The 24958-nt window shown below is 52.5% G+C and carries 17 protein-coding genes; 1 reads left to right on the top strand and 16 read right to left on the bottom strand.

The genetic code is table 11. The annotated features are described in order from the left end of the window. The first annotated feature begins 13 nt into the window (after positions 1–13). Positions 14–2257 (top strand): tetratricopeptide repeat-containing sulfotransferase family protein, encoded by a 2244-nt coding sequence (locus tag CSC3H3_RS21685; protein WP_245881433.1) that lies wholly within the window; start codon positions 14–16, stop codon positions 2255–2257. A 4-nt stretch (positions 2258–2261) separates the two neighbouring features. On the opposite strand, the gene CSC3H3_RS21680 is transcribed toward CSC3H3_RS21685, so the two are convergent. The 16 genes from CSC3H3_RS21680 to tssM form a co-directional block, all read right to left on the bottom strand. After that, positions 2262–3134, bottom strand: coding sequence for an alpha/beta hydrolase family protein (locus CSC3H3_RS21680; RefSeq protein WP_101286502.1), 873 nt, complete (start codon positions 3132–3134; stop codon positions 2262–2264). Then, positions 3131–4294: a tetratricopeptide repeat protein gene (locus CSC3H3_RS21675; RefSeq protein WP_101286501.1), complete on the bottom strand. Its 1164-nt coding sequence runs from the start codon at positions 4292–4294 to the stop codon at positions 3131–3133. The genes CSC3H3_RS21680 and CSC3H3_RS21675 overlap by 4 nt, the downstream gene beginning before the upstream one ends. 116 nt (positions 4295–4410) lie before the next feature. Beyond that, positions 4411–4749: a hypothetical protein gene (locus tag CSC3H3_RS21670; RefSeq protein WP_101286500.1), complete on the bottom strand. Its 339-nt coding sequence runs from the start codon at positions 4747–4749 to the stop codon at positions 4411–4413. Between the two features lie 11 nt (positions 4750–4760). Then, positions 4761–6407: a lipase family protein gene (locus CSC3H3_RS21665; protein WP_157831986.1), complete on the bottom strand. Its 1647-nt coding sequence runs from the start codon at positions 6405–6407 to the stop codon at positions 4761–4763. Positions 6408–6417: 10 nt separating this feature from the next. Beyond that, positions 6418–7386 carry a hypothetical protein gene (locus CSC3H3_RS21660; protein ID WP_101286498.1) on the bottom strand — a complete coding sequence of 323 codons (969 nt, stop codon included), beginning with the start codon at positions 7384–7386 and terminating at the stop codon, positions 6418–6420. Beyond that, positions 7379–8338, bottom strand: coding sequence for a DUF4123 domain-containing protein (locus tag CSC3H3_RS21655; RefSeq protein ID WP_101286497.1), 960 nt, complete (start codon positions 8336–8338; stop codon positions 7379–7381). Before CSC3H3_RS21655 ends, CSC3H3_RS21660 begins: the two co-directional genes overlap by 8 nt. 89 nt (positions 8339–8427) lie before the next feature. Next, positions 8428–8685: a PAAR domain-containing protein gene (locus CSC3H3_RS21650; protein WP_101269294.1), complete on the bottom strand. Its 258-nt coding sequence runs from the start codon at positions 8683–8685 to the stop codon at positions 8428–8430. Between the two features lie 3 nt (positions 8686–8688). Continuing rightward, positions 8689–10794: a type VI secretion system Vgr family protein gene (locus tag CSC3H3_RS21645; protein WP_101269292.1), complete on the bottom strand. Its 2106-nt coding sequence runs from the start codon at positions 10792–10794 to the stop codon at positions 8689–8691. 223 nt (positions 10795–11017) lie between these two features. Beyond that, a complete protein-coding gene (locus CSC3H3_RS21640) occupies positions 11018–11533 on the bottom strand; it encodes an Hcp family type VI secretion system effector (protein ID WP_101269290.1) in 516 nt (171 codons plus the stop codon). 366 nt (positions 11534–11899) lie between these two features. Then, positions 11900–12736, bottom strand: coding sequence for a hypothetical protein (locus CSC3H3_RS21635; protein ID WP_101286496.1), 837 nt, complete (start codon positions 12734–12736; stop codon positions 11900–11902). 519 nt (positions 12737–13255) lie between these two features. Further along, the gene (locus tag CSC3H3_RS21630) at positions 13256–14119 is read right to left on the bottom strand and encodes a hypothetical protein (protein ID WP_101286495.1); all 864 of its coding nucleotides are present in this window, start codon (positions 14117–14119) and stop codon (positions 13256–13258) included. After that, positions 14119–16854: a toxin VasX gene (locus CSC3H3_RS21625; RefSeq protein ID WP_101286494.1), complete on the bottom strand. Its 2736-nt coding sequence runs from the start codon at positions 16852–16854 to the stop codon at positions 14119–14121. Before CSC3H3_RS21625 ends, CSC3H3_RS21630 begins: the two co-directional genes overlap by 1 nt. A gap of 1 nt (position 16855) precedes the next feature. Then, positions 16856–18229 carry a DUF4123 domain-containing protein gene (locus tag CSC3H3_RS21620; RefSeq protein ID WP_101286493.1) on the bottom strand — a complete coding sequence of 458 codons (1374 nt, stop codon included), beginning with the start codon at positions 18227–18229 and terminating at the stop codon, positions 16856–16858. A gap of 319 nt (positions 18230–18548) precedes the next feature. Next, a complete protein-coding gene (locus CSC3H3_RS21615; protein WP_101286492.1) occupies positions 18549–19928 on the bottom strand; it encodes a type VI secretion system domain-containing protein in 1380 nt (459 codons plus the stop codon). 1 nt (position 19929) lies between these two features. Beyond that, entirely contained in the window at positions 19930–21321 is a 1392-nt protein-coding gene (locus tag CSC3H3_RS21610) for a WD40 repeat domain-containing protein (RefSeq protein ID WP_157831984.1), read from the bottom strand. After that, positions 21318–24947 carry a type VI secretion system membrane subunit TssM gene (gene tssM, locus CSC3H3_RS21605; RefSeq protein WP_101286490.1) on the bottom strand — a complete coding sequence of 1210 codons (3630 nt, stop codon included), beginning with the start codon at positions 24945–24947 and terminating at the stop codon, positions 21318–21320. The genes CSC3H3_RS21610 and tssM overlap by 4 nt, the downstream gene beginning before the upstream one ends. Positions 24948–24958 lie beyond the last annotated feature (11 nt).

The following is a 24958-nucleotide window of genomic DNA, read 5'->3' as shown; positions in this document are numbered from 1 at the left end:
GATGGACGTTTGAATGTCCATCGCCCTTTTTTATACGCTTTACAGCACAGTGCGCGATGCCCGGTTTCGTGGCTTCGCCAAAACTGCTAGAAACCAAAATCATTATTTCATCGGCACTTGCCTGCCAGCCACCAGCATGGACATGACCGGAATGGCGAAGAAAGACACATCGGGATCCGACGAACAGCTTACCATCCCGCAGGCCATTGAACGGGCCTATGCCCACTGGAATGCCGGTCAGGCGCAGCAGGCCGAAATACTGGCCCGCCGGGTGCTGGACGTGTCACCAGCACAAATTGAATGTTTCCATCTGCTGGCCCTGATCGCCCATGCCTATCAAAAGCCCGACCTGGCGATTGAATATATGCGCAAGGCCTGCCAGCCCGAATATGCACCAGGTGTTTATTTCGCCAATTATGCCGAAATCTGCCGCCAGCAAGGCTTGTTGGCCGAGGCGGAAACCGCCGCACGCACTGCCGTAAAACGCCAGCCCGATTATGTTGGCGGCTGGAATAATCTGGGCATTATCCTGCAGGAAGAAGCCCAGCTTGATGAAGCCATTTCCTGCCTTGAAAAAGTGGTAAAGCTGGAGCCGGAAAACCCCGAAGCACGGAACAATCTGGCAAATACAATGTTGCTGTCTGGCCGCTATGGCGATGCGCAAAGCCAGTATGAAACAGCCCTGCAATTGCACCCCAATTATGCCGAAGCGCACAGCAATCTGGGCCATTTGCAAACCAAACAGGGCCTTTATGCCGAGGCCAGCGAGCATTTGCGCCTGGCAATCGAAATCAACCCGCAACTGATTGATGCCTATACCAATTTCGTCGAACTGGAACTGGCACAGAACAATAATGCCGCGGCAATGCGCCGGCTAGAAAGCCTGCTGCATTTCGCCCCCGAACATCCATCCGCCCTGATCGCCTATGCACGGCTGCTGCGCCGCCGTGGCGATCTGGAGGCTGCATTGAAATCAGTTCGTCGCGCCATCGAAATTGCGCCCCATATTGCCGCCGCCCACAATGTTCTGGGCGAAATCCTGCATGATCAGGACCAGATCGACGACGCCCTTGCATCCTACAGCAAGGCGGCAACCCTGCCCGGGCGCGAACAGGAACAGGCGCAGCTAAACGTTGCCCTGCTGCGCATGCATCGCGGCGAAAAACAAACGGCAATCGCGGTTCTACGCGACATTCTGGCGCGCAACCCCCGCTGCCTGCCCGCCTGGAATGGTCTTGCCGATATCAAACCCTTTGCGAAGGACGACGCGGATTACAAGGCGCTGCTGACGGTTAAAACCGAATATGAAAACGGCGATTTCAGCCTGTCGGTCGATAATGAAATGATCCTGCATTTCCTGCTGGGCAAGGTTTATCTCGATGCCGGGGATTCAGATGCCGCATTTGCGCATCTGGCGCATGGCAACGCCATGAAACGCAAAACATTTGAATTTGACGCCGAAAAAACACGAGGCTGGCTGCGTTCCATAAAGCAAACCCTGTCGCGCGACTGGCTGGCAAAACAGGCCGGTGCAGGCAATGCATCCCGAGTACCGGTTTTTGTAGTTGGCATGCCCCGTTCCGGCACCACCCTGACCGAGCAGATCTTGGGTGCCCACCCCGACATTTACGCCGCAGGCGAATTGCGCAAACTCCAACAGGTGGTTGATAACCTCGGCCCCTACCCTACGCTTGCGCAAAACATCACCCCCGAAACCCTGCAAACAATGGCGGATGATTATCTTTCCGTTATCAGCAGTGATGGTGTACCCCACAGCCGCCATGTTGATAAAATGCCTGCCAATTTCCTGTATGCCGGGTTAATCCACGCCATGTTCCCGAATGCCAAAATCATTCATTGCCGCCGCGACCCGGTTGATACCTGCCTGTCCTGCTACAGCAAGCTGTTTAGTGCCGAACAGCTATTTACCTATGACCTGAAAGAACTGGGTATTTTCCATTTGGGGTATCAGGAATTGATGGCGCATTGGCGCGACGTGCTGCCAGCCGAAAGCTTTATCGAAATCGACTACGAAGACACGGTCAATGACCTTGAAAGCCAGGCCCGCCGCCTGATTGATTTTGTCGGCCTGCCCTGGAATGATGCCTGCCTTGATTTCCACAAGGCCCCACGAAGCGTGCGCACCGCCAGCGTCAACCAGGTCCGTGAACCGGTTTATAAAACTGCCATGGGCCGCAGCAAAGCCCATGCGAAACATTTAACCCCGCTGACCGACATTCTGGCGACAGGAAAATAGGCGCCTATTTGCCGTGCCAATAGGGAATGCGGGAAAATTCCGGCCGTTGAGAAATCTTCTGCCAGTCCTGTGCCCAGCAGCATTGATGATCGTAATGGTCAAAAACCAGCATATTTGCCAGGCTTGATGCCGGTAATGCCTGCGTATAGGCACGCGTAACATCCGGCCCCACGGCATCATCCTGCCCACCAGCCAGGTGAAGCTGCGGCGTATCCCCCAGATCGGGCGCCATCGTTACCGGGTCCGTTGATGCCGAAAGCGGCGTCAACCCATCGCGCTTTGTCCAATAGGCCAGATCAAGATTGCCAACCACCGTGATGATACCTGCAATATCGGCCCTTTGCCCGGCCAGCAACACGGCCAATGCTCCACCCCCGGAATAACCCACCAGCACAATGTGGCGGGCACCGACACGCTGTTTGATCTGGTCAATGGCATTGCTGATGCTGTCGGTAATTTCGGGGGCATACCGCCCGATAGTCCAGTATTTGCGGTTACAGTTTGCCCCGTCATCTGGCAGCGTATATTGGCACGGGCGCGCCAGATACAAAACCGGCTGCGCCGATGCCCCCGTGGCGTGAATATCGTTAATCGCCATGCGCAATGCGACCGGGTCATCGGGCGTTGGGTCCTTGGCCGGGCGATAGGCATTAACATAGGCCAGGCCATCACCTTCCAGATAGACAAACAGGTTTTCACCCCTTTGCACCGGCGACCAGGAAGCCGCAATATCAAACCTACCAGCCTTGAGAATACCTGATTGCCAACCGGCCTTTTCCACCAGATTGGATCGCACATTATGGCGCGCGGCAACTCCCCCACATGCGCTCAGCGCCAGCATTACGGTCAGCGCACATAACGACCGCAGCACCATCATGCGAATTTTTCCAGAAGGGCAGTTCGGATATTGGCAATCACGCTGTGCCAATCGCCCGCCCGGGGCTGACGAAACAGCCGGACAGAAGGATACCAAGGTGTATCCTCACGATCGAGCAGCCAGCGCCAGTCTGGCACAAAGGGCAACATCACCCAAGCCGGGCGGCCAATGGCCCCGGCAAGATGCACCGGCGAACTATCAACTGAAATTAACAGATCAAGGATCTGGAAAATCGCGGCAGTATCCTCGAAATCCTCAATCTCGTCAGAAAGGCTGATCACATTCATGCCTGCGGGTGGTGTTTTGGCATCATCAGCGCGGTCACCCTTTTGCACGGCCACAAATGTTACACCGCTATCGCCCAGCGGGGCCAGTTCTGCAAATGCCAGCGAACGATTGGCATCATTTAAATGCGTTGGTCGCCCGGCCCAAACCAGCCCCACCAGCGGGCGCGGTAAATCCTTCAGGCGTTTTTTCCATTTCTTCAGGCGTTCCGGGCTGGTTTTCAAATAAGGAACTTCGCCGGGCAGATCCTGCATTTTCAGGCCTAACGCCATGGGCAGGGTCATCAAATGGCAATGCATGTCAAATTCAGGCGGCAAAGCACCCTGAATGATGACGTCGTCAATGCCTGTCATTCGCTTGGCAAAGCTTTGCTGTTCTTCGCGAATTTGCAAAATGATCCGGGCCTGGCTGCGTTCCTTGGCTGCACCAATCAGGCGCAGGAACTGAAAGGTATCACCAAAACCCTGTTCATCATGAACCAGCAGGGTCTTCCCGCGCAGAAGCCTGCCATCCCATAGGGGCTTTTGCACCTTGCGATCCATATGCGTAGTGTGGCCCAGGCTGTAGCGATATTTATATTCCCGCCAGCCCCGGCCAAACTCGCCCAGCAGCAATAACACCTCGGCCAGATCAAACCGCACATCCAGATTACCGGGCAATTGCTCCACCAGCATTTCAAGAATGGGCAGGGCTTCCTGTGCTTTGCTCTGCTGGCGTAACGCCAGCACCAGCCAGCGCCAGACATGCAACTGCCCCCCCTGCACCAGCATATCGCGACACAGGGCCTCGGCAACATCGTGCTGCTGCTTTTCCAGCGCAGTACGAATTTTCTGTTCCATTGCAGGAATGTCGGCAGGGGTCGGCGCAGGCGTCATTGCAGTTCCGTATGTCTTCAAGCTGCTGATCAAACAGAACAAACAAACATCACAACCAACCTGCCTTGCAAGCCGAAACTCAATCGATCAACGATATTTAAAATGCCGGATAGATATCAGAAATTGCCACTCTCTTTGACCTTTTCCAGCACTGCCGAAAGATACAATGCCCTGGCGGGCCATTTCTGTTCGGATTGACAGCGCTGAAAGGCGGCAAGATCAAAAAGATCGCACTGTTGCAAATAGGCGATCTGGCACAAATCAAGCAGTTCGTCATCCCGGATTGACGGAAGCATGAGGGCCGCCTCAAAGTTCCTGTCAAAAAACTGTGCGGGAGGAAAATCCTCGAAAGAGGCCGTGGCAATTTCGCCCAGAAAAATCGCCTTCAGTCTGAGTTTCCGGCTCGTCTCCGCTGAATTCTTAAGACTCTGAAGCTCTTGCGAATTTAACAACATAATGTCGTGCCTCAATACAACGTGCACTTGCCTAAAACAGCGACCATCGTATCTTTAACCCAGGTTTCAACAATGCCGGCCTTCAGGGCGGGCTCGTGCATATAGCCATTTTTGTGGCCCATCCGGCGCGACGCAGGCACACCCGAAACAAAACGTCCCGCACTCGCTGGCACAGTCATATCGCCTGCTCCGTCCGCTGGTGCGATCTTGAAATCTGTCCCGGTCAAGCCTCCGGAGATCTCCTTGTCTTCCTCGCTGCCAAAAATCACATCTTCACGGCGATAATCATCTGTACGGTCCGCCGACACGTCCTTCTCGTTCACATTCCGGCCCCATGACCCAAGAAGCTTTTCACTTTCCCAATCAATCCGATCATAGGTTTTAAGTCGCCGGTCATCGCTGTAGCAAAGATACGTCACCTCATGGAAATCGCCAGCGGCAGCAACCTTGTCATGAAATAATTCAGCAAATAAGTTAATTTTCTTAAAGTAATCGAAACCGGATTTATCTGACGGCAAATTCTCCATACCCTCCGGAAATAGCCATTCCGGATTTGCAGCCCGATACATCCGGTCCTCACGGCGGTAGATTTCGCTGTAGGGGTCACTTTTGGGTAATTCGACAAATGGTTTATCATCCGTCATCCATTTAACCGCCCAGTTACGTTCAGGATTCAGAACCTTTAACCATTGCGCCTTGCCATCATTATCCTTGTAACGTTTATTGGGTAACAATTCCTGCCCACCTGGCATATGGCCCAATATAGCCGTTACCAATTGGCCCTGGCGGCCCAACACCACGTATCCGGCACGTTCAAAAGCACCATCAACGGGTGAAAAAATACTAAATTCTGGGTGTTCAAATCCGAAATGAAACCGTTTATAGGCAGCTGCGGCACCATCCGTTGGCATAACCGTATGTAAAACAGCAAAAATATCACTTGCGGCACCATGCATCATCGCTGCAGACCGAGCCACCAACCCACCCATCGAATGGGTTAAAACAACGGCACCAGGACATTGCGCACCTATCTCGTTTGCACGCTGCTTGGCCTTCTCGACCCATTTTTTAATTTTGCCTGCAGCATATTTTCCAGAATCATCATTGGACGCCGACCAGTTGTAACCCAAGGCGAAAACCGGCATTTCCACCAGATTGAATTCAGGGTTAACCTGCTTCACGCCAAGGCTCAGCGTTTGTGGAAATTGCTGCTCCAGCTTTTGCAAGATAGGCCCATACGAACTCCACGAGACGGAGCCCCAATTTCGCTCTACTTGCGACCCCCAAAAACCGGATGAAACATCCGAAATATTCTCATTTTTCGAGTATTCCATTGGCTCAAGGTAATCTTTATTAAATAACGACCCACCAATAAGAAGTTTTTTCCGAGCAGCAGCCGATCTGCGAACACTATTTTTTTCAAAAATATTATCACCCGGCAAAGGAACACCCGCCGAACTTAACGCACCAAACATTGGCGCCATCACCAATGGATTTCGATAGAAACCACCATTCCCCCCATATGCTCCAATCATGAAATATTTGTCATCAGGATCCCATATAGTTTTTTCTTTATTACCTTTGACTTGCAAGCGTGAACCCATAATTCCTGGAATAAAAACAACCGGCACAACTACATCTTTTGGACAAGCAGCCATGTTCAACTCCTTAATTTGGATTTAGACTAGCAAGAATTCCTAAAAACTCTTTCTCACCATGCTTATACTCGGTCGACTGGATATCCCCAATCGTATCGAGGGCAACAACAGGCGTCTTCACATTTTTCTGCGGCCCAAGCAAAAGGGATTTAATTGAGTTCCGACCTTCATATTCTCCAACGCCCCATATATGGGTCATATAACCACGGTAAACATCACTCCGCACCAAACCGGTTTGTTCGGTCTGAAGAACATCCGGAAACATATCCAGTGTCGGACCGGAAGCCAGCGGACGATCATCATCCGGGACGGGCTTTATATCCTGCGTAAGACTAAGGCTATACCCAAAACGTCCACCTACAGATCCACTCAGGAAATCAACTGTAAAATCATATATATTTTCAGGTTGATAGCCGGAAAAAACATAACCATCATAACAAAACCCAGTCGATGTGTTTTGTTCAGCAACTGGCTCGACATCCAACTTTTCATAAAATTTTCTATATTTCGGATCAGAGACATCTGGAACCAAAGAAGTCGACGCATCTCTCTGAAATGAAATAAGGGTGCCATCCACCTTTTTTGCACCAAAAAAGACAAGCGCAAAATCCGCAACAACAGAACCATCAACCCTTTCAGTAGAAACGACAAAATCCCAACCATTTACCCGAGTTGTAAAGACGGCCTCACCAAAACGTTCATTCCCTTTGATATAATCAAGGGCGGAACCCTGAAAATTGCGTTCAATTTGGGGATATTGCCAATCGATATTCGTAGATGGATGAACCGACGGCTTCAGTCCCGGCGGGATTTTGAGCGACTGATAACCAATACAGTAATCAGTCCAATCACTTGTATCGATTTTCACATCATCGATATTGATCGTATCCACATCCGCCTCCTGTTTACAGGCTACGACCAGCGTACAAACTACAAGCATGAGAACGTTGCGGCTGTATAGAAACAGTTTTTCAAACACGTCTGATGATCCTGCCTGCGCTGGGGTTTGCCGTTAGCAATACAAAACTTAAATTTCTTGCAAAAAATTTTTTGCCATTTTCCGGACTGAATATCTCTGGCAATTGGTCGAGAACAGATGGCTCCCAAAACCTGAAATAAAACCATTTACCATTTTCGTCCTGAATACGAACAAATTTACGAAAGTGGCACCATACATCATCGAAACACATGCGTGACCGGATATAAATACCTGGCTCTTTATGCCATAAATGCGCTGTGGTCATGTTATCTGGCAATTTCGGATTATAGGTCAGCAGTCGACGGGTCATCTCCGAAGCTGCATCAATCTCTAGAAGATAGGGGGCAACGTCCCTAAGGTCTTGCGCAGCCTTTCCTTTAAAAAGGCAGCGATATGGCACCCCACACTCTTCAATCTCATCGAAACCGGATTGAAGCTTGGCAGCATCTATAATCGCAAAAGTTCGCATAACGGGCACATCGCCCTCATGACCATAATGCTCATCATCAGGCGTCGCGGGTTGAGGCTGCCCAAATAGCGGATGGATCAGCGCGTCCGGAGTGTTTTTTGCGGGCCATGCACCAAACTGATCATCAAGTGGCACCAGATCAGAAATGTCCTCGTATATCAGGTATTTATGCTCTGGGTCCGGCCCGGTTTCTACAGTTTGAAAATTCGTCTGTGCCAGTTCAACCAGATGCCCCTCGTGAACCGTGCGCGCCAAAATACCAATCTGACGCTGCTGATCGCTATGGCGCTGCAAATATCGAGTTGCGGGCAGCCCTTCCTCAACCCAAAGCAGGCATAGACCTTTCGCCTCAATATGCTCAATCAGGCGGGCATGAAAAACATCATATCCATCGGCCCAAACGGCAACCTGGCAGCGACATTCACGCTGCCCGTCAACCTCTTTTAAATGACAGTCACCAATCCAGGCTTCGTATACATTCATCGTCAAACCAACACCCCATCGAGAACAATCAGGAGCCGTTAAATCGACAAAACACCTTCACTTTTACTGATCCAATTTCCCGATCTATCTCAGGGCTTGACCTTCGCCGTTGGCGAGCCCGAGGTAATGGTACCGCCACAGCTTATCGCGCAGCCAAGATAGGCAATGGGTTTACCATTATCCATCGACTGGCTTGATCCCTGGGTGATGGTGCCGCCGCAACTGCATTTATCGCCAATACGCGCGACAGGTTTGCCATCCACCAGAGACTGACCACCTGATGAAATGGTGCCGCTGCCATGTTTGGAACAATCGACCTTGTCGCCTACCCGTGCAACCGGCTTCATCGTTTATTCCTCCGCGGCCTTTTTGGCGCATTCTTCACAAATCGGCAGGCCTTCATTGGCGGCCATCGACAGGGTGGGCACCTGTGCGGAGCCAGAGCCCCCCATCGAAACCGCCCCTTTCAGGTTGATTTTCGGGGCTTCAAGTGTGATGCCTGATGAATCCAGCACGATCTTGCCTCCCGGCCCCTTGATGACAAATTTCTCAAATGCCATCAGCGTGTGGGTGCCGGTATTCGTCGTGATGGTTTTACCCACATCAAGCTTGTAGGTGCCCGCAACCGAGCCTTCGTAATTGCGACCGGTTTCATAAAGATGGTCGGCATAGATCGATTGTTTGTGAATATTGCCCACTGTATGGACATGATCCTTGCCATATTTTTCCTGCTGGTTGCGGCCAACGGAATAGGTCATGTCGTTACCGATATTCTCGGTATGGTCGTTTTTCACATTGATGGTTTTGTCGTTACCAATGCTTTCGCTCTGGTCATGGGCAACGGTTTTGGCGCGGTCATTGCCAATCTGGTGGGTTTCGTTGTTTTCAATGATGGTGTTGTGGTCTTTTTGCGCATGCATAAAGACCTCTTCCCGCCCGGCTTCGTCTTCAAACCGGAATTCGTTATAACCCTCGCCCTTATGGGTTTGGGATTTGATCGTCATCCGCGTTTTGTTTTCCGGCAGGCCATAAGGCGGGCGGTTGGTAGCATGATAGGTCCGGCCCGTTACGATGGGCTGGTCCGGGTCACCTTCCAGATAATCAACAATCACTTCATGGCCAATACGCGGGATCGCCATATGCCCCCAGGCCCCACCGGCCCAGTTCTGGCTTACGCGGATCCAGCAGGATGAATTTTCGTTCTTTTCACCGTACCGGTCCCACGGGAACCACACCTTGATACGGCCAAATTCATCACAGTAAATTTCTTCGCCTTCCGGGCCGGTCACATGGGCAATTTGCGGACCATCCACCAGCGGCTTTTGCGCCAGTGGCGCACGATAGGGCAAATGGCCGGGCATGGTCGTAAAGCTGGCTTTATAGGTTGTAGCACCTTCGCCGGCATCTTCCTCCAGCGCCGCGGATTGCGTGCCGCTATGCTGAACAGAAAGGATACGATGGCGGCCGTTGGCGCTGGCATCGTCATGGCCGGTCAGCTCAAAATGGTAACCCGGGCAAAGCTGAATATTGCTGGTTTGGCCGTGGCCGGTTGTGGCGTCAACCCGTACACTTTCAATCCGGTGTTTGGTGAAGTCACCACCAACGCGCGGGTCCTTATAACGGCCAGGATAATCATAAAGGGCATAGTCACCCTGCAGGCCGTTATTTTCCTGCGCAGCCTGATTACGGCGCTGGTTGGCCGGCGGGTTTTTAAAGGTGTAGTCGTTCATCTCATAGGTGGAAGAACGCAGTTTTTCACGCTGGGAAAAGGCGCTGATCCAGCTACCTCGATTTTGGCCACCCGGTCGCGAATTATACTGAATCTGGCCCGCATTTGGCAGCATCGGCGTTGCCAGCGGCGCATCCGTCAGGATCAGCTTATGGCTGCTTTCGGAATGCTCGAAATAATAAAAAATACCTTCTTCCGACAGCAGACGCTCCACAAAGCCCCGATGCGTTTCACGGTACTGGGTGCAATATTCCCGCGGGGCGTGCTGCCCGTTCAGGCGCCATTCAACATCGGTGATGCTGTATTCCTTGAACACCTCGGAAACAATCTCGGGCACGGTTTTGGTCTGCCAGATGCGGCTGTCAGATCCGTGGTCAAGGCGGCTCAGGCTCGGGCGCAGCGTAACGGAATAAAAGGTGCGGCGAATACCGCTATCACCCCGTTCGACCTCGGTAACAATGCCGTGCAGGAACCGCACTTCATCATATTTGTTGTAAATGCCAAGGCAGGCGGGTGCATCGATCAGGGAATGAAGGTCTATCGCCGGGTCTGACGATGCCAGATTGATCGAAATTTCAAACGGGGCGTTTATGGTTTCGCGTGCCTCGAACCCGACCACGGAAAAATCCCCGGCAGCACCGGTAAAAGCGAATGCCAGATCCTGGTCCTGCGATAAAAACCGTTTTGCCAGTCCCGAAAGGGTTTCTTCCGAAATGATATGATTCATGGTGCGCCTCTTGCTGCGAACGCGGTAACACTAAAACAACCCGGATGGGCTCCCAAAAACCGGCAAACCGGCTTTACCCTTTGCCTGCAACCGTGACGTGCGGAAGTGGCGAAAACGTGGCCGTATCAGCAAAAAATATGGCCAGCCCCACGCACCCCCGCACAAACACAGGAAGCCGGACCCGATAAACAGGTCCGGCAGGTCTGGTTGGGAGAGACAGACCTTAAGCCTGGACAGGAGCGCGCCAGTCGTCGGAACCCGAGGTACCGGCAACAACGTGTTCCCACATGATTTTACGGTAGGTCATTTTGACATCAACAAGCTGGGTGAAGTCTTTGGTTGCCGGGTCTTTTGCATGCGGCATGGCGCAGTTGATATCAACGATCAGGGCTTCTTCAAACGACGTGGTGAAGAAGTGAACCTGCTCGGACGCCTGGGTGCGGTACCATTTCAGTTCAACCTTCGGCAGCAGCTCGCCGGTGACGAGGGCATTGTACATCAGCGGCACGGCTTTGTTCAGCGTGCAGGTGAAGGTTACCGGCTGATGGATACGGGTGCCGGTCGGGTTGCCCGACTGCGGGTCACGTGGGGTGATCACGGAATGATCAAAAGCCTGGACCATGATTTCGTCTTCATGGCCAGCCTGCCATTCGTTGGTGATGCTGTCAAAAGTGGTTGCGCCCTGGGTGATCAGGCCCTGGGTTTCACCTTCAATGGTCAAATATGCTGGCATCGGCATTGGAAAATCTCCATTAAACAGATTGGAAAAATTGGTTCACCGCTTTCGGTGTGAAAGAACCATGCCCCAACCCATTGAGCAGCGTCCGCCTGAAATTTTGCCTTTTTCACTTTTTTTGAAATTTTTGATAAATCATTGTTTTCAATATATAAACCCTATCCACCGGCCGCCCCCAGCCCAAAACCCCAGGCGACTTTCCGCCCACCCGGGCGAAACCCCACCCACCAGCACAGGTTGTTGCACCATCAAATCATCACCCGGAAAAGTTTTCCTCAAATCTGATTCGCCCACCACCACCCCAAACAAAATCCCGCTTCGCAAAACGAAGCGGGATCAGAAAACCTGCCAACACCCAAAAACGTAATCTTAACTCGCCTTCTCACCATATTTCCGCATCCTGGCAGCCGCTTGGTCATGAATGTCATCCGGCAGCTTTTTTCGTCCCAAAATGGAACGTTCCCACCAGCGATAGGAGGTCGCCGGAGGGATATAGGATGTGTCTTGATCAGTGGTCCGTAAATAAACTTCTAAGGCCTCAGCCAAACGCACGCCATATTTTTCACATGGATATGGATAAGTACCTATTTTGAAATTTTTTCTCTTATGTAACCTTTCTGATGATCGTAATTTCATCTGCATTGGTCCATTACCCCATCTACCTGACAGAAAATTTGCACCTTCTTGATAACGATAGGAAAATTCTGATGCAGGCAATATCCAGAGACGCCCCCTATACCAGGTATATATTGCAGCCAAGTGCCGATTAAATACGATCGGGCATGGCTTCCGCATCAATGGGTAACTGCAAGACATCCAAAACATAAATAAAAATAAAATTAAATCCCTAACATATTCGCCCGTATCATCTTTCAACTGTATCAAAACAAACTGAAAAGGAGTTGTATCTTTTGTGCAGCCCCAATTCTCTTCTGCAACACAACCCTCATGATATGTACGCCCCCAGGTAGAGTGAGATCCCCAAAGATATCCATACCCATATTTTCCAAGAGGATCAGAAATTTTCTCCCACGCGGTTAATTTCGATCCTGAATAGAAGCCAGACCCATCATCGTAGAGTCCGGCATTTAAAAGAAGAAAAAAACCAAGAAACCCAAGAAATACCAAAGCCATAACCATCTTGGCCCCAGACCAAAACCGATCAACAAAAACAGTATCCCGCTCTTTATTCACAACTTTACTCATTTTTGTCGACAAACCCTGCGACACTCTTCAAACAAGGCTTCAAACCAAATTCTTCCAACCCACTATAGAAATAAAACACTCCTTAGTCCGCCCATCCTTACATATGGCTCATGCAATTAGAACAAGACCCAAAAGAATTTGTTTTTTTCACCAGAAAATTCAGATAAAAATCAAGACACACAGAATGAAAATAATATTTACCTCCCATATTTAAAAAATAAATTATTAAAAAACATTTATTGACAGACATCATGCTCCAAACATAGACCAATACCCCGTCCAATGACCGCACTGATGAAATGAACTACGAAACTATTAATTCATCCGCTAAAAATTCTGAAATAACCGTGAGCAATCTCTCTCCGGATCGATCGCCATCATGCCAAAAATACCCAATGTCAAAATATTTAGAATAACGATTAATACCCAAAGGATGTCCGATGCACCACCGGCGATTATAAAGATAATCGTCCGTTCGTTTTCTTTTGCTAACATCAGCAATGAAAGAGATGTTCCCGTTCAGGCCTTTACAAAGCCCTGAAATTTGCCGCGCGCGGCCAGCCAGTCGATGGCTTGGGCATCAATATTTTCAGGAAGGCGCGCCGCGCCAAACAGGGAAGCCTGCCACCATTTAAGCGGCGTATGGCTGGGGGCATTGGCAATAATTTCACCAGTGCCCGAGCGTGCCAGAAAGTTTTTCAAAGCATCTCCCAATATTTGGCCATATGCATCCTGGCCCGTCGGGTAAGCGCCAAGATAGAAAGTGCGTTTCCGCGATGGTGTGTTGGCGTTATAAAGGCTGATCTGCGTGGGGCCGCTGCTAAAAAACCGACCAGAGAGCGGATCCCATTCACCATGATAGGCATAATCAAATTCCGAGGCTGGCAGGATCCAGAATTTGCCATCGTGAACGCCATAAACAGCACCAATATCCCGATTAAAACGCACTGGTGCGGGCTTTCGCATGAAAAACCAGGCAAATGCGCAAATCGCCACAATCCCAAGACCGATGAGAGGAACAATATAGGATTTGGGGTCAGCATGAAATTGAAGGGCGATAAACTCAAACGGGGTCGTATCTGCCGAGCAGCCGTAGTAATTTTTGGCCAAACATTCCCGCATATAGGACTGCGCCCAGGCAGGGTCCTCTCCCCACAAATAACCCCGTCCGAGTTTCCCCAGAAAATGATCAATTGGTGAGGGCTGGCCCGACATAACCGGCAAAAACACCCACAGGAATGTTGCAACCCAACTTCCCAACGCAGCCAGCCCGGCCACCATTTTGCGGTGCCCGAAACGGTATTGAGCAACATCAACCACATCCTTGCGCGGATGGGTAATGCCTTCCAATCGGGATGCGGAAAGGCCGGGCCGCTGCGCCATTACAGATTTCCTTTCCCGCTGAGATGGGCAGAGAAGGTCTGGCCGGTTTCACCGCGGGTATATTCGGCGCTAACATAATCACCCGTATCAACAGGCATATAATAATAGCCCGTCATCGGTGTTAAGCGCTGCTGGCCGCGTTCCTTTGCCGGGTCGATTTTCACAACAATGGTTGATGACCCCGCCATGGCATTAACATGGACCTGCCCGCTATCATCCCCGCTGATCTGCCCGGTCGAAAGATCATAACTAAGGTCCCATGAACGCCCATAAAGCTCGGTAATGCGTAAATCAAGCTTGCCTGGTGTGTCTTCGGTAAAGGCAGGGCTTTCAATTACAAACATGCCATCATCGGCAGTTTTGTTTTCAATCGTCATGGTCCAGAGCAAGTCTTCAAACCAGTGGATTTCTTCTTCGAGATGTTTCTTCCACTGACCCGGAAGATTACGGGTTTCCTCGATCAGCTCAGTCGGGGACGGACGAACCTGCAGATCCCAATAGGGCGATTGACTACCCCAGAAACATTTCCGCACCACATCTTCGGTGTCGGAATAACTCAGGAAGGTAATACCCAGCCCCACCAGCAAAATAACCGCGCCAACCCACGCAGTTGCCGGGAACAGCATCATCACCGTACCAATCAAAAGCGCCGCATTGCCGATGATCTCAGCCGGATCATCCCGTTCAACACCGCGATAAATACCACCTGCCGACATCACAAGCCCCAGGAAGATCGACACACGTGGCAACCACGTCGTCACCACGCGGCCCACACCAGAGGCCGAAGCCAGCTTTGGCGCATAAATCAGCTCGTCAGCCCCCTGCGGAATGGCCTTTTTATACAGAACCTCCAAAGCATCCTGGGTAATCTGCTCGGCTGGGGCGAACATTTTCATCGTTTTCGTACCAAGGCTGAGCGACGCATCAGCAACACCAATTGCCGTTGCCGTCAGGGTAAATTCCTTGCTGGTCAAAAACCCGGTAACAGCCCCCTTTTCAAAAAGCTCGTTCGCCTTTTTATGCGCCGTCGCCGTTTCAACCAGAGCCCAGGCGCCCAGCAGAACCCCAATACCCGCCGTCCCCGTTTCGATGGAACGAATGGTGCGGTCGGCACGAAGGCCGCCCATCAGTTCAAGCTTGCCATTCATTTCAACAGCCGGGATATCAACCGTCGGCATCCGGCTATCAAGGGCAGACATGTGCATTTCACCCGTCGGGCTGATACCGGCAATCAGGTCTTCGACCTGGGCATCATTAAAGGCACCCTGCAGGAATTTGATCGCATCAACATAGGACACAGTGCGTTTGGTCAGCATCAAGGTGCCGGTTGCCGAACGGCGATAGCCATTTGAAATGGCATTGCGCAATTCCGCGCCGTCTATCACCGCCCGTTCCGCAGCAATCTCAAGGGCGATAGCCTCAAGCGTAATATCAAATGAAAACTGCCAACGGCGAATACGGTCAAACACACCGGGGCTAAAGCCGCTCCAGGCTTTCATGAACAGACGCAGCGGCTTGTTAAGCGATGATCCCTTGTTCTGATCAGCATTGGGAATATCAGCAGCACCGCCAAGGCCCTTGCGGATGGCAATATGCCCCTTCGCCGTAGCCCCCAGCCCGGCAAGCGCACGCCCCAAAAGCAGGGATGCATAGCCCACGGCATCCGGATCGTTCTGTTGGCCAAAACCCAGGGCAAGATGTTTGCCAAGATGATGGTCACTTTCATTGCCGATATGAAGATTGATCGCCGTGATCAATTCATCAAGGCTGTTATCAATGCTATCAATAATGGATTTAAGGTTGTCATAGCTGACCTCCCAATCATCTGCGAAGGCAGGATCCTGCATCTGATACCATTCGTCACGCTTTGGCACCTGATCTTTAACAGCTTCGCAGAACCGGCCAATTGTCAGCGGATACACATTGGCATTCGAAAAATTCTGCTTGTGTTCAATTTTCGCTGCATAGCGAAACTGCATTTCCAGAATATCACCAAGCGGATCATGCAGAGCCGCAACAACCGCACATTCATCGGCAATTTGTGGCGGTACGGCTGGTGCAAACTTGGTTTGCGACAGGCTCAAGCGCCCCGCAAGCGTCGAATTGGTTCGCAATGGGGTCGGTTTGAATTCTTCGACAAAATCCTCTGCCTTGCCGATATAGGCCGCCCACTGGTTACTACCCCGCAGATTAACCGGCTGCATGATCTGCTTGCGGAAGCTTTCCTGGTGGCCCTGACGGAAAAATGATGGCGGCCAGCGATATTCGCTATAGGCCAGCCAGACCTTGCTGGCCCATTTCGGCACCCAGATGGTTTTGCTGGCCGGGGTCGAACTGTCATATTTCCAAGTATCGTTACCGTAATTATCCGTCCACTCATATTTGGTGAAGCTGTAATCGGCGCGATGGTAGCTGTCTGTTCCACTGGGAACAAAGTCCCCGTTAATATCCTGCCCCTTGGTATCATAGCGAAACACATACCAGGATCCCGGCCCCTGACGGTCGCTGGCATCATCGGTTTCCTGCGGGTTTTCAACATAAACATATACAAACCCGCGCCGCAACGTGCGGATAATGCGCGATCCGGGGCTGCCAATTGACGAAGGCGGCTGCGCACTTTCCAGATCATAGGGCAATTGCGAAAACCGCACCGGCAGAATGGGAATGCTACTGCGCTGGCAGGGGAAAAATGTTTCTTCTGAATCTGCGTTGGCAGAAAAATCGCCGTATTCCATGTCAGTCGCTCGCCATATTGGTTGCCTGTTCCAGCAGGGCGTCGGCCCGGTGGACATCGCTCATATTGTCAAAATCGGGGATTGCATCGGTATCAAGTGCATCGGCAGATTTACCGGCACGGTGCAGTAAAAACTGGGCTTCCATGGTTTTTAAAACGGCCAGTTCGGAAACCATGGTTAATTGCCGGGCCCGCTGATACTGGCTGATCAGAACATCATTTTCGGGCTTTTCTTCGTATTTCGCGGCGAAAAACGCCGCCACCCGGTCGATGAAGCCATTACGTTTGTTACCGGCAACAAAGGCACTGAAGGTTTCAAAAAACGGTTCGCTGGCAGTGGCATCATGGCCGGTTTTACCAACAATGCGCACGGCCCCTTCTTTATGCGGGGCGATAACCACGTCTATTTCGCGAAAGAAACCATCAGGAAACGGGCCCTTGGGATGTTCATGAAGGTAATGCACAAACATGCGGTCCCAAAAGCGCAGGAAAAACCATTTGTCACCGGCATCGCGAATTTTGGTGAATTTGCGCATATGGCGCCAGATATCGTCAAACCCGGCAGCGCTGCGCACAAACAGGGCGGCCTCGCTATCCCAATGCTGCCAGGGACGATCGCCCTTGGACAGAAGATCACTGCTAAAGCGGTTCTCGCGATCAAGCTTCACCAGATAGGGCGCAACATCACCCAGGTTTTCGCCCGCTTCGCCGGTAAACAGGCAGCGATATTCCAGCCCGGAGGACGCAAGATTTTCGGCCAGATGCCGCATTTTCGAAGCATCAATCACCGCATAGGTGGCAAGGCCGGTTTTGCCGGTTTTATCAATGTCGCCAAAAAGGATATCGGCCAGATCATCGGGCACATTTTTGCGCGGCCAGACACCAAACTGGTCATCAAGTGGCGTGATGTTTTCTTTAAGATCTGCCCAGATGGCATCGGCATGTTCGCCCTGAATACCGCCATCCGCTGTGCTAAGCGGGCCAATTTCAACCGGGCGGTAATCGTGCACCATGCGCGCCAGTTCAACGGCGAATTTATCCTTGGGATAGCGCATCATCCAGCGTGTGGCGGGCATGATATCTTCGCACCACAGCAATTTTAATGGCTGATCACCTAAAAATTTTTCCAGCGCGGCTTCAAAATCTTCGCGGCCCCCGGTCAGAACCGCCACAAGGCCTTTGCAGTGATCATTGGTTTCAGCGGCAAAGGCAAACGGGTCGTCATCCTGTATTGCAGTGTCAGGCGCACCGTTGCTGCCCGCCGGTTTATCCCCATTGCCACCATCCGCGCCTGTTTCAGGGACGCGCACAAAATGGCACTGGGCCAGCCAGGGTTCGGTCGTTGCGACGGCATCACTAATCAGATCAACTGACATGAAGTTTCAGGTTCCGCTTTCTGTTCACGCAAGGGTCCGGCACAGCCAGGACCATTTCAAAAACAACTGACGTCGCACATCGGTGCAGCGTCACCATGCCCAAAAACACCGGGCAGAATCTGCAAAAATTCCAACAAGCAACCAAAGCTGCCACTGTGACCCAACCTATTGTCAGATAACAGTTTTCCAATTTTACACCCGCCCCGAACAGCCCCATTTCAGGCGGTTTTCCGCCCATCCGGGCGACAATTCGCCAAACGGGCAAACAACAACGCCTTTACAATCAGGCAGTGTTTATTGGCCGCCGTCGCATTGGGGCCTAGCCAACGCGGCTTCGTTCCTGCTGCACCTCGCGCAGCAGGGCCTTGTCCCATTCGCCCAGTTTGGCGACACCAAATTCGTGCAGAATTTCATCAAAAATCAGGCGGGCATGGCTTTTAAGGCCATGGGTCGCCATTTCCTTTGCCAGCGCAAATTTCGCCAGAACGGTTTCCCGTCCCGATGCGCTTTTGGCTACCGCATCATCGGCCACGCGCAGGGCATCTTCCAGGCTGGGCTTTTTACTGCCGGCATCATCCATGTCATCGTCATCGGGGATATCATCAACAGCCCCTTTACCCGCACCGCCAGCCTTCCCTTTACCCTTCGCCAGTGCAGAGCCAACATTTGCCAGCCATTGCGCAATTTCGGGCGAAACATAGGGTTTGTTATTGGCATATTGCAGCTTATCAAGCCCCGGCAGGGACAAAACCCGTTCCGCTGATCGCTGGGCAATGGCATTGGCCACCGCCTCATGGCCAAGCTTGCGGGCCATGCGTTCAGCAATTTTCTGGCCTTCAAACCAGTCGGGGCTCATATAAAGGCGGTCTTCCAGCTTGGCGAGTTTTGCCGCATCCGGGTCGCTGGCGGCGGCCTTGTGTTCATCAAGGATAAAGGCCGGCATGGCCTGCTGTTGGGTCACGCCATCGGTGTTTTCAGGCAGGGATTTATGTTCAAGCCAGGCGGCATAACCGCGCATCAGATAGGCGACAGGCGCATCCGGGTCAAACTGGGTAATCCGATCCGCAACCGATCGAATATCCTTGCGCAAAACGGCACGGTCGCGGGCATTAAGCTCGCGCGAGACAAATTCGCCCCCACCCCCGCCAGACTGTTTTTCGCTCTGTGGTGGCGGCGGTGTTTTGGCAGCCTGCAAAGCATCGCTTAGCGCGCTGACATCAATGCCATGCGGCGATGCCAGTTCGACCAGTGCCAGGGCCTTGGCGCGGCTTTCATCGGGCAGGGTGCGTTCGGCCTTGCAGACATATTCGACCCCCGATGCCAGATTGCCGATAATATCGCCAATCCAGACATCGCGCAGGCGCCCGGCCCGCTTGGATTTGGGGTGCATTTCCTGCCAGGCTTGGGCAAACAGATAGGTCGAAAGCGCAAAGGCCTTTGCCAGGTCGGCCGATGCCGGCTGGTTTGTCAGTGCCAGAACCGCCGCATGAAACCCCTTCAGATGGGCACAGCGGGCAAGGACCGCCGCGGCCTGTTCGGCAACGGCATCCCAGTCCAGGCTTTCGGCATTCAGAGTGCCGCGCTTCATCAGTTCATTATCGATCTGATCAAGCGCTTCCTGAATGTCGTCATCAATTTCGCCAAATTCCCGGTCCGGGCCGGGAATACTGGCAAGGATTTGTTCAACCGGAAACTTCATGTCAGTCAAACATGAAAGTTTGTGCCGGCTGGTCCGCCATCACGCGCCAGCGGGCAAGCTGCCCATCGGCCTGTGCAACAACGGCACGCGTGCCATCGGGGCTGATTTCAACACCCACCAGCGGCGTATCGGTGTGGAAAGCTGTGCGAATATAACGGCCGGTTTCCAGGTCCCAATATTCAACATTGCCTTCGGTCGTTGCCACTGCAATCAGACCCAGGGCATCGGACACATCATAGCCGACAATACCGCCACCCTGCTCCGGGGCAATTTTGGCAACCAGACTGTTGCGTTCCGTGCTCCAGATACGGATCACATCATTATCTTCGCGTGCCAGAAGCAGGCTGCCATTTTTGGCAAAGCGACCCTGCGTCACATGCGCGCCCGAACCTACATAAAGACGGCGGGATTCCATGGCATCAAAGTCGATATAATAGGGCGATCCGAATGTCTGGAAAATCGCGGCATAGCGGTTGTCAGGCGATACTTCGATGTTATAAACAACGGTATCAAATTCCAGGGTATGGACGATTTCGCCTTTCTTGCGATCATAGATCGTAACCGTGCCATCCTTGGCCGATGATACGATCAGATCACGCCCGCCAACACTGGCGATATCAAGAACAGGACCCGCATGGGCATAAAGACGGGTGGTATCGACCGATGGTTTCCATTCTTCGATCTCGCCGCGATTGGTGCCATAAATGACATCATCATAGGCGCTGCCATCCATCACCTGGCGGGGCTGGGAAACCTTGTTTTCGGTGAATTCAACCATCTCACCTGCCGCAAGATCCCACAATTCAACCCGGCCACCTTCAACCGCCATCGCCAGATAGGGTGAATCCGCAATGGCCCCCACATCATAAACATTGGTCAGGCCAAAGGTGCTGTTTTGCGGGCGTAAAACCACCTGCTGGGACAGATCGGCGGTGTTCCACGACATCATGGTGCCGCGCGGGCTTTCGCCAACAATGCGTTCCATATCCTTGCCCGCCAGCATCACCCCGTTCAGGCGCGGCGCAACCTGTTCAAGTTCGGTATCTGTACCTTCGGGGGTAAAGGTAACGGCCTTGCCATTGCGATAAACCGCATAGGGCATATTTTCCGCCCCGACAAACCCGAAACCGGCAAACGGGCTTTCAACCGGCTGGCCCAGTTTCTGGAAATCAAACGTGGCGGCAAGGCGGTCCCGGTCAATCTGTTTGAGCTTGTCGCGTTCGGCATCCGACATGCCATAGCCCTTGGCGCGCAATTTGGCCTCGGCCTCGGCGCTAAGCGGGCCGGTATAGGTTTTACCCGCCTGGGGGATGGATGATCCCGGGCTGGCGCAGCCCGAAAGCATCATTACCGTTGCAACAGCCGTTAAAGTACAAATACCGGTTCTGGTCATGAAGATAGTCCCCCATGGAGATTTCTGGGCAATGAGAAGCCGCTGAGCGGACTGTTGAAAAACGCATTCACACGGGCTTCCGGGCGAACACGGAATGTCGCAGTCTGGCCGTTGGCATTGGCAAAGGTGATGTCAACTGAATTATTACCGAGGTTCGATTTTTTGGCCGCGTCATAAAGATGCAGGAACGACCAGGGCCCATCGAACTGTTTGGCCATTGACCGCCCCGAACCCGAAAGTGCTGACATATCAACACGGGACGATGCCGGACCATCGATAATGTTGGGCCAGAAAACCGTGATCGGCCGGCTGGGGCCGTGGCTGCTGACAACAAGCTGGCCCTCGAAATTCAGAACCGCACGGCTGATATTGGCATTCATGCCAGCCGGGGCGACGCTGAATTCAACCGACAGATCACCTGTCTGGTTAAAGAAGCTTTTGGTGATGTTCATTGCGGCACGCAACTGGGTCGTAAAGTTGCGATCGACCGTAATGGACTGACCATCAATCACTTTTGGTTTTCCGCTGTTTTCATCTACAAAGGTAAGCAATTCCTGTTTGTAGAACGCATCAAGGATGCCACCGGGACGGAAAAATTCTTCAAAATCTTTCAGGGGCAAATCATTGCCGGATTTACGGTTAAACGGATACTTGCCCGCGATAAGCCGCTGATAGGCCCCATAAACCTGATCGTGCCATTTGCGACCCAGCGCAACCGACGCCCCACGCATGATCACACCCCAGGACTGATTGGCAACCGACTGCAAATGTTCGCCAAAGGGCGCAGGTGTCCGTTCCGCCACCCGTTCAAGGACAAAGATGGGGTCATCACCGGCAAGCTTGGCCCGTTCAATGGCCAGTTCAAGCGATCTTGTATTGGGGTCGGATGCATCGCGTACGGCCTTCATATACTGGTAGACAGACCCCAGCGCGTCTTCGATTTCATCCATGTTGGACGGGCCGCCATCGGGGCGATCGGCCAGCATTTCGCGGATATCGGCGAACTCGCGTTTGATATCGCGTGCGGCAACCCGGTTAGGATCTTCGGGCGTATCAAAATCAACCTGATCGGCAAGGTTTTCGCCATCTTCACCGCTGGCGGCTTCTTTGGGTTCATACAGAACCGAATTATCACGCACCAGTTCGGCAACCCGGCGGATCGGGTTATTGCCATCGGCCAGCGTATGAAGGATTTCGGTGGCCTGTTTGATATCGACAAACGGGCGAACCTGCATCGAATTCAGGCCGTGTTTCCATGAACCGATATAATCATTCACATAGCTTTCGCGGACACGGTTGCGAATGTCATCGTAATCGGCCTCGGTGATGGTGCTGGTTTCAAGCTTGCCCAGAACCCACAAATCATCACCGGCAACCTTTGCCACCTGTTCAAGCTGCGGCACGAACATGGCGTGATACTGCTTTTTGGTGAAAAACCGCGGAATTTCAAACGGTCCCTGATCCGGGTCGCTGACACTTTGTACGCTGCAATCGCGTGCTGCGGCCAGGCCATTGCCTTCGGTTTCAACGGCCGCTTGGTCCTGTTCAAGGTCAACCGGCTGATAAACAACGTTAAAAGGTGCCCCGGCCGCAATCGGCAGTTCCAGCGGTTTGGAAAGCTGTTGTGTCGTGCGCGATCGTATCGTGCGATAAACACGGCGGAACGGTGTTTGTTGGCTAAGGTCACGCTGCGCCTGGGCGACCAGGTTGGCATCAACCTCGTAAGCCTGGGGATTGCGGTCCAGCATGTAATCCAGGTGGGCGGCCAGCTGTTCGCGGATTTGCGGTTCGCGTTTCAGGCGCGTATCCCAAAGCTGGTTGAAATAGCCATCGACAATGGCGTTATCACGCCCGTCCATCTCGGCCATCATGCGATAGACCCGCAGATAATCGAGTTCCTTGTCCCCACCCTTGGGGCAGACAGAACGAAGGTTACGGGCCAGCCCGGCCACCAGAGCCGGTGCAAATTCGCGGTGCAGTTCGTAATTATAGGCGCGGTCAATGATCGGGCCAATATCGCGGCCCTGATACAGGGTCAATTGTGCCTGCACCGGCCCGACATCGCGGTAATCACCAAATTCGTCAATGGCGGCGCGCAGTTCATTTAACGGCTGCAAATATTGCTTGCCGGTCGGATCAAGGCTGGCGCGGGCAGCAGCCTTGCTGAATGCTTCAGTCTTTGCCAACACATCCTGCGCGCGTTCCATATTGATCTGGTAGCGGTCATTCCAATAAAACGCGCCAACAATGCAGGCTGCCGCGCCAATACCAAACGACATAAGAATACGTTTGCGATAGCGTTCCTCTACACGGAAATTGTTACCGGCAAGGCCTGCTTCGGGGAAGACCACCTTTTTAAGGAACGACGTCACAAAATAAGGATAGGACGTGTTCTGGCTGGTGCCATAAAGCGGGGCTGGCAGGGCGTAACGCTGGCCAACGGCTTCGAGGAACACGTTGCGCGGTGCATTTTCCTGACGGTTACTGAAGAAATACAATCCCCGCACCAGCGGCGGCGTTGTAAATTTATCGGGCGATAATGCCCCCTCAAGGAAGGACCGCAAAGGTGCTTCCAGACCCAGGAAGGTTCGATAGAACGAAAAGGCTTCCTGACGGCTATTGGCGGATTTAAGTTCCAGCACCCGTTTTTTCAGGCGCAGATGCAAACGATCCAGATATTCGCTGTATTGTTTGTCGAACTGATCCAGCCATTCCGGGGTATGGCGGCCTTCATAAAGGAAATGGAAGCCATACAGCATTTCGCGATCAGCAGCGCTAAGCGTTGCGAAATAATCGGCAAAGCCTGCAACCTGGTCGAGCTTGGTGAAAGCAAGATGAATGGTCATGCGGGTGCCAAGGCGGTCCACAGCATCATTGATGATACGACGGATTTCCAAGGCATAGTTTTCGCGCTGGTTAAAGGACATGCCCATAAATTCGGACAAATCAATTGCCAGCACGATACCATTGATCGGGCGGCGCGGACGCACCCGTTGCAAGTTGCTTAAAAACGCATCCCACAGGGCATTTTCAACCGATGAGCGGCGCTGTTGCGGGCGGAAATAATCGCCATTCAAATCCAGCAGCACAGCCTCGTTACCGGCAACGCGCCAGGAAAAGAAATGGTTGGCCTGACGCGGCGGCAATTCGCGCAAATCAAGTTCGATTTCATGGTCAATCGGAAAGCGCAAATCGCCATTTTCGATCAGGCTGGTTTTGCCGCTGCCTGACTGGCCCAGCACCAGATACCAGGGCAGGCTGTAAACCCCACGCCCCTCGCCTGACCAGCGATTGCGGATCACCGTCATCGCCCGGTCAAAGACCGCCGCCATGGCGGTTTTTTCCATTTCTTCCTCGGACGGCTGGCGCGAGCTGGCATTGCGACGTGCCAGCCACCAGCGCACAACCGCACGAATGGCCATAAAAAGAAACAGGCAAATGGACAGAATAAGCAACCCGGCCGATACCACAAACCGGATGCCTTCATCCTTGAAGGGATAAACGCCATGGGTGCCGATACGCTCGCCGAAGAAATAAATGACCGGCGCCATAATCAGGCTGAACACTGCAACCAGTACCAGCGGACGCAGCAGTTTTTTGAGAATATTGAATAATCGCCTAACCATTTTCCTGCCCT

It is taken from the genome of Thalassospira marina, assembly GCF_002844375.1.
Taxonomy (GTDB): Bacteria; Pseudomonadota; Alphaproteobacteria; order Rhodospirillales; family Thalassospiraceae; genus Thalassospira; species Thalassospira marina.
This window is presented reverse-complemented; position numbering and strand designations above follow the sequence as displayed.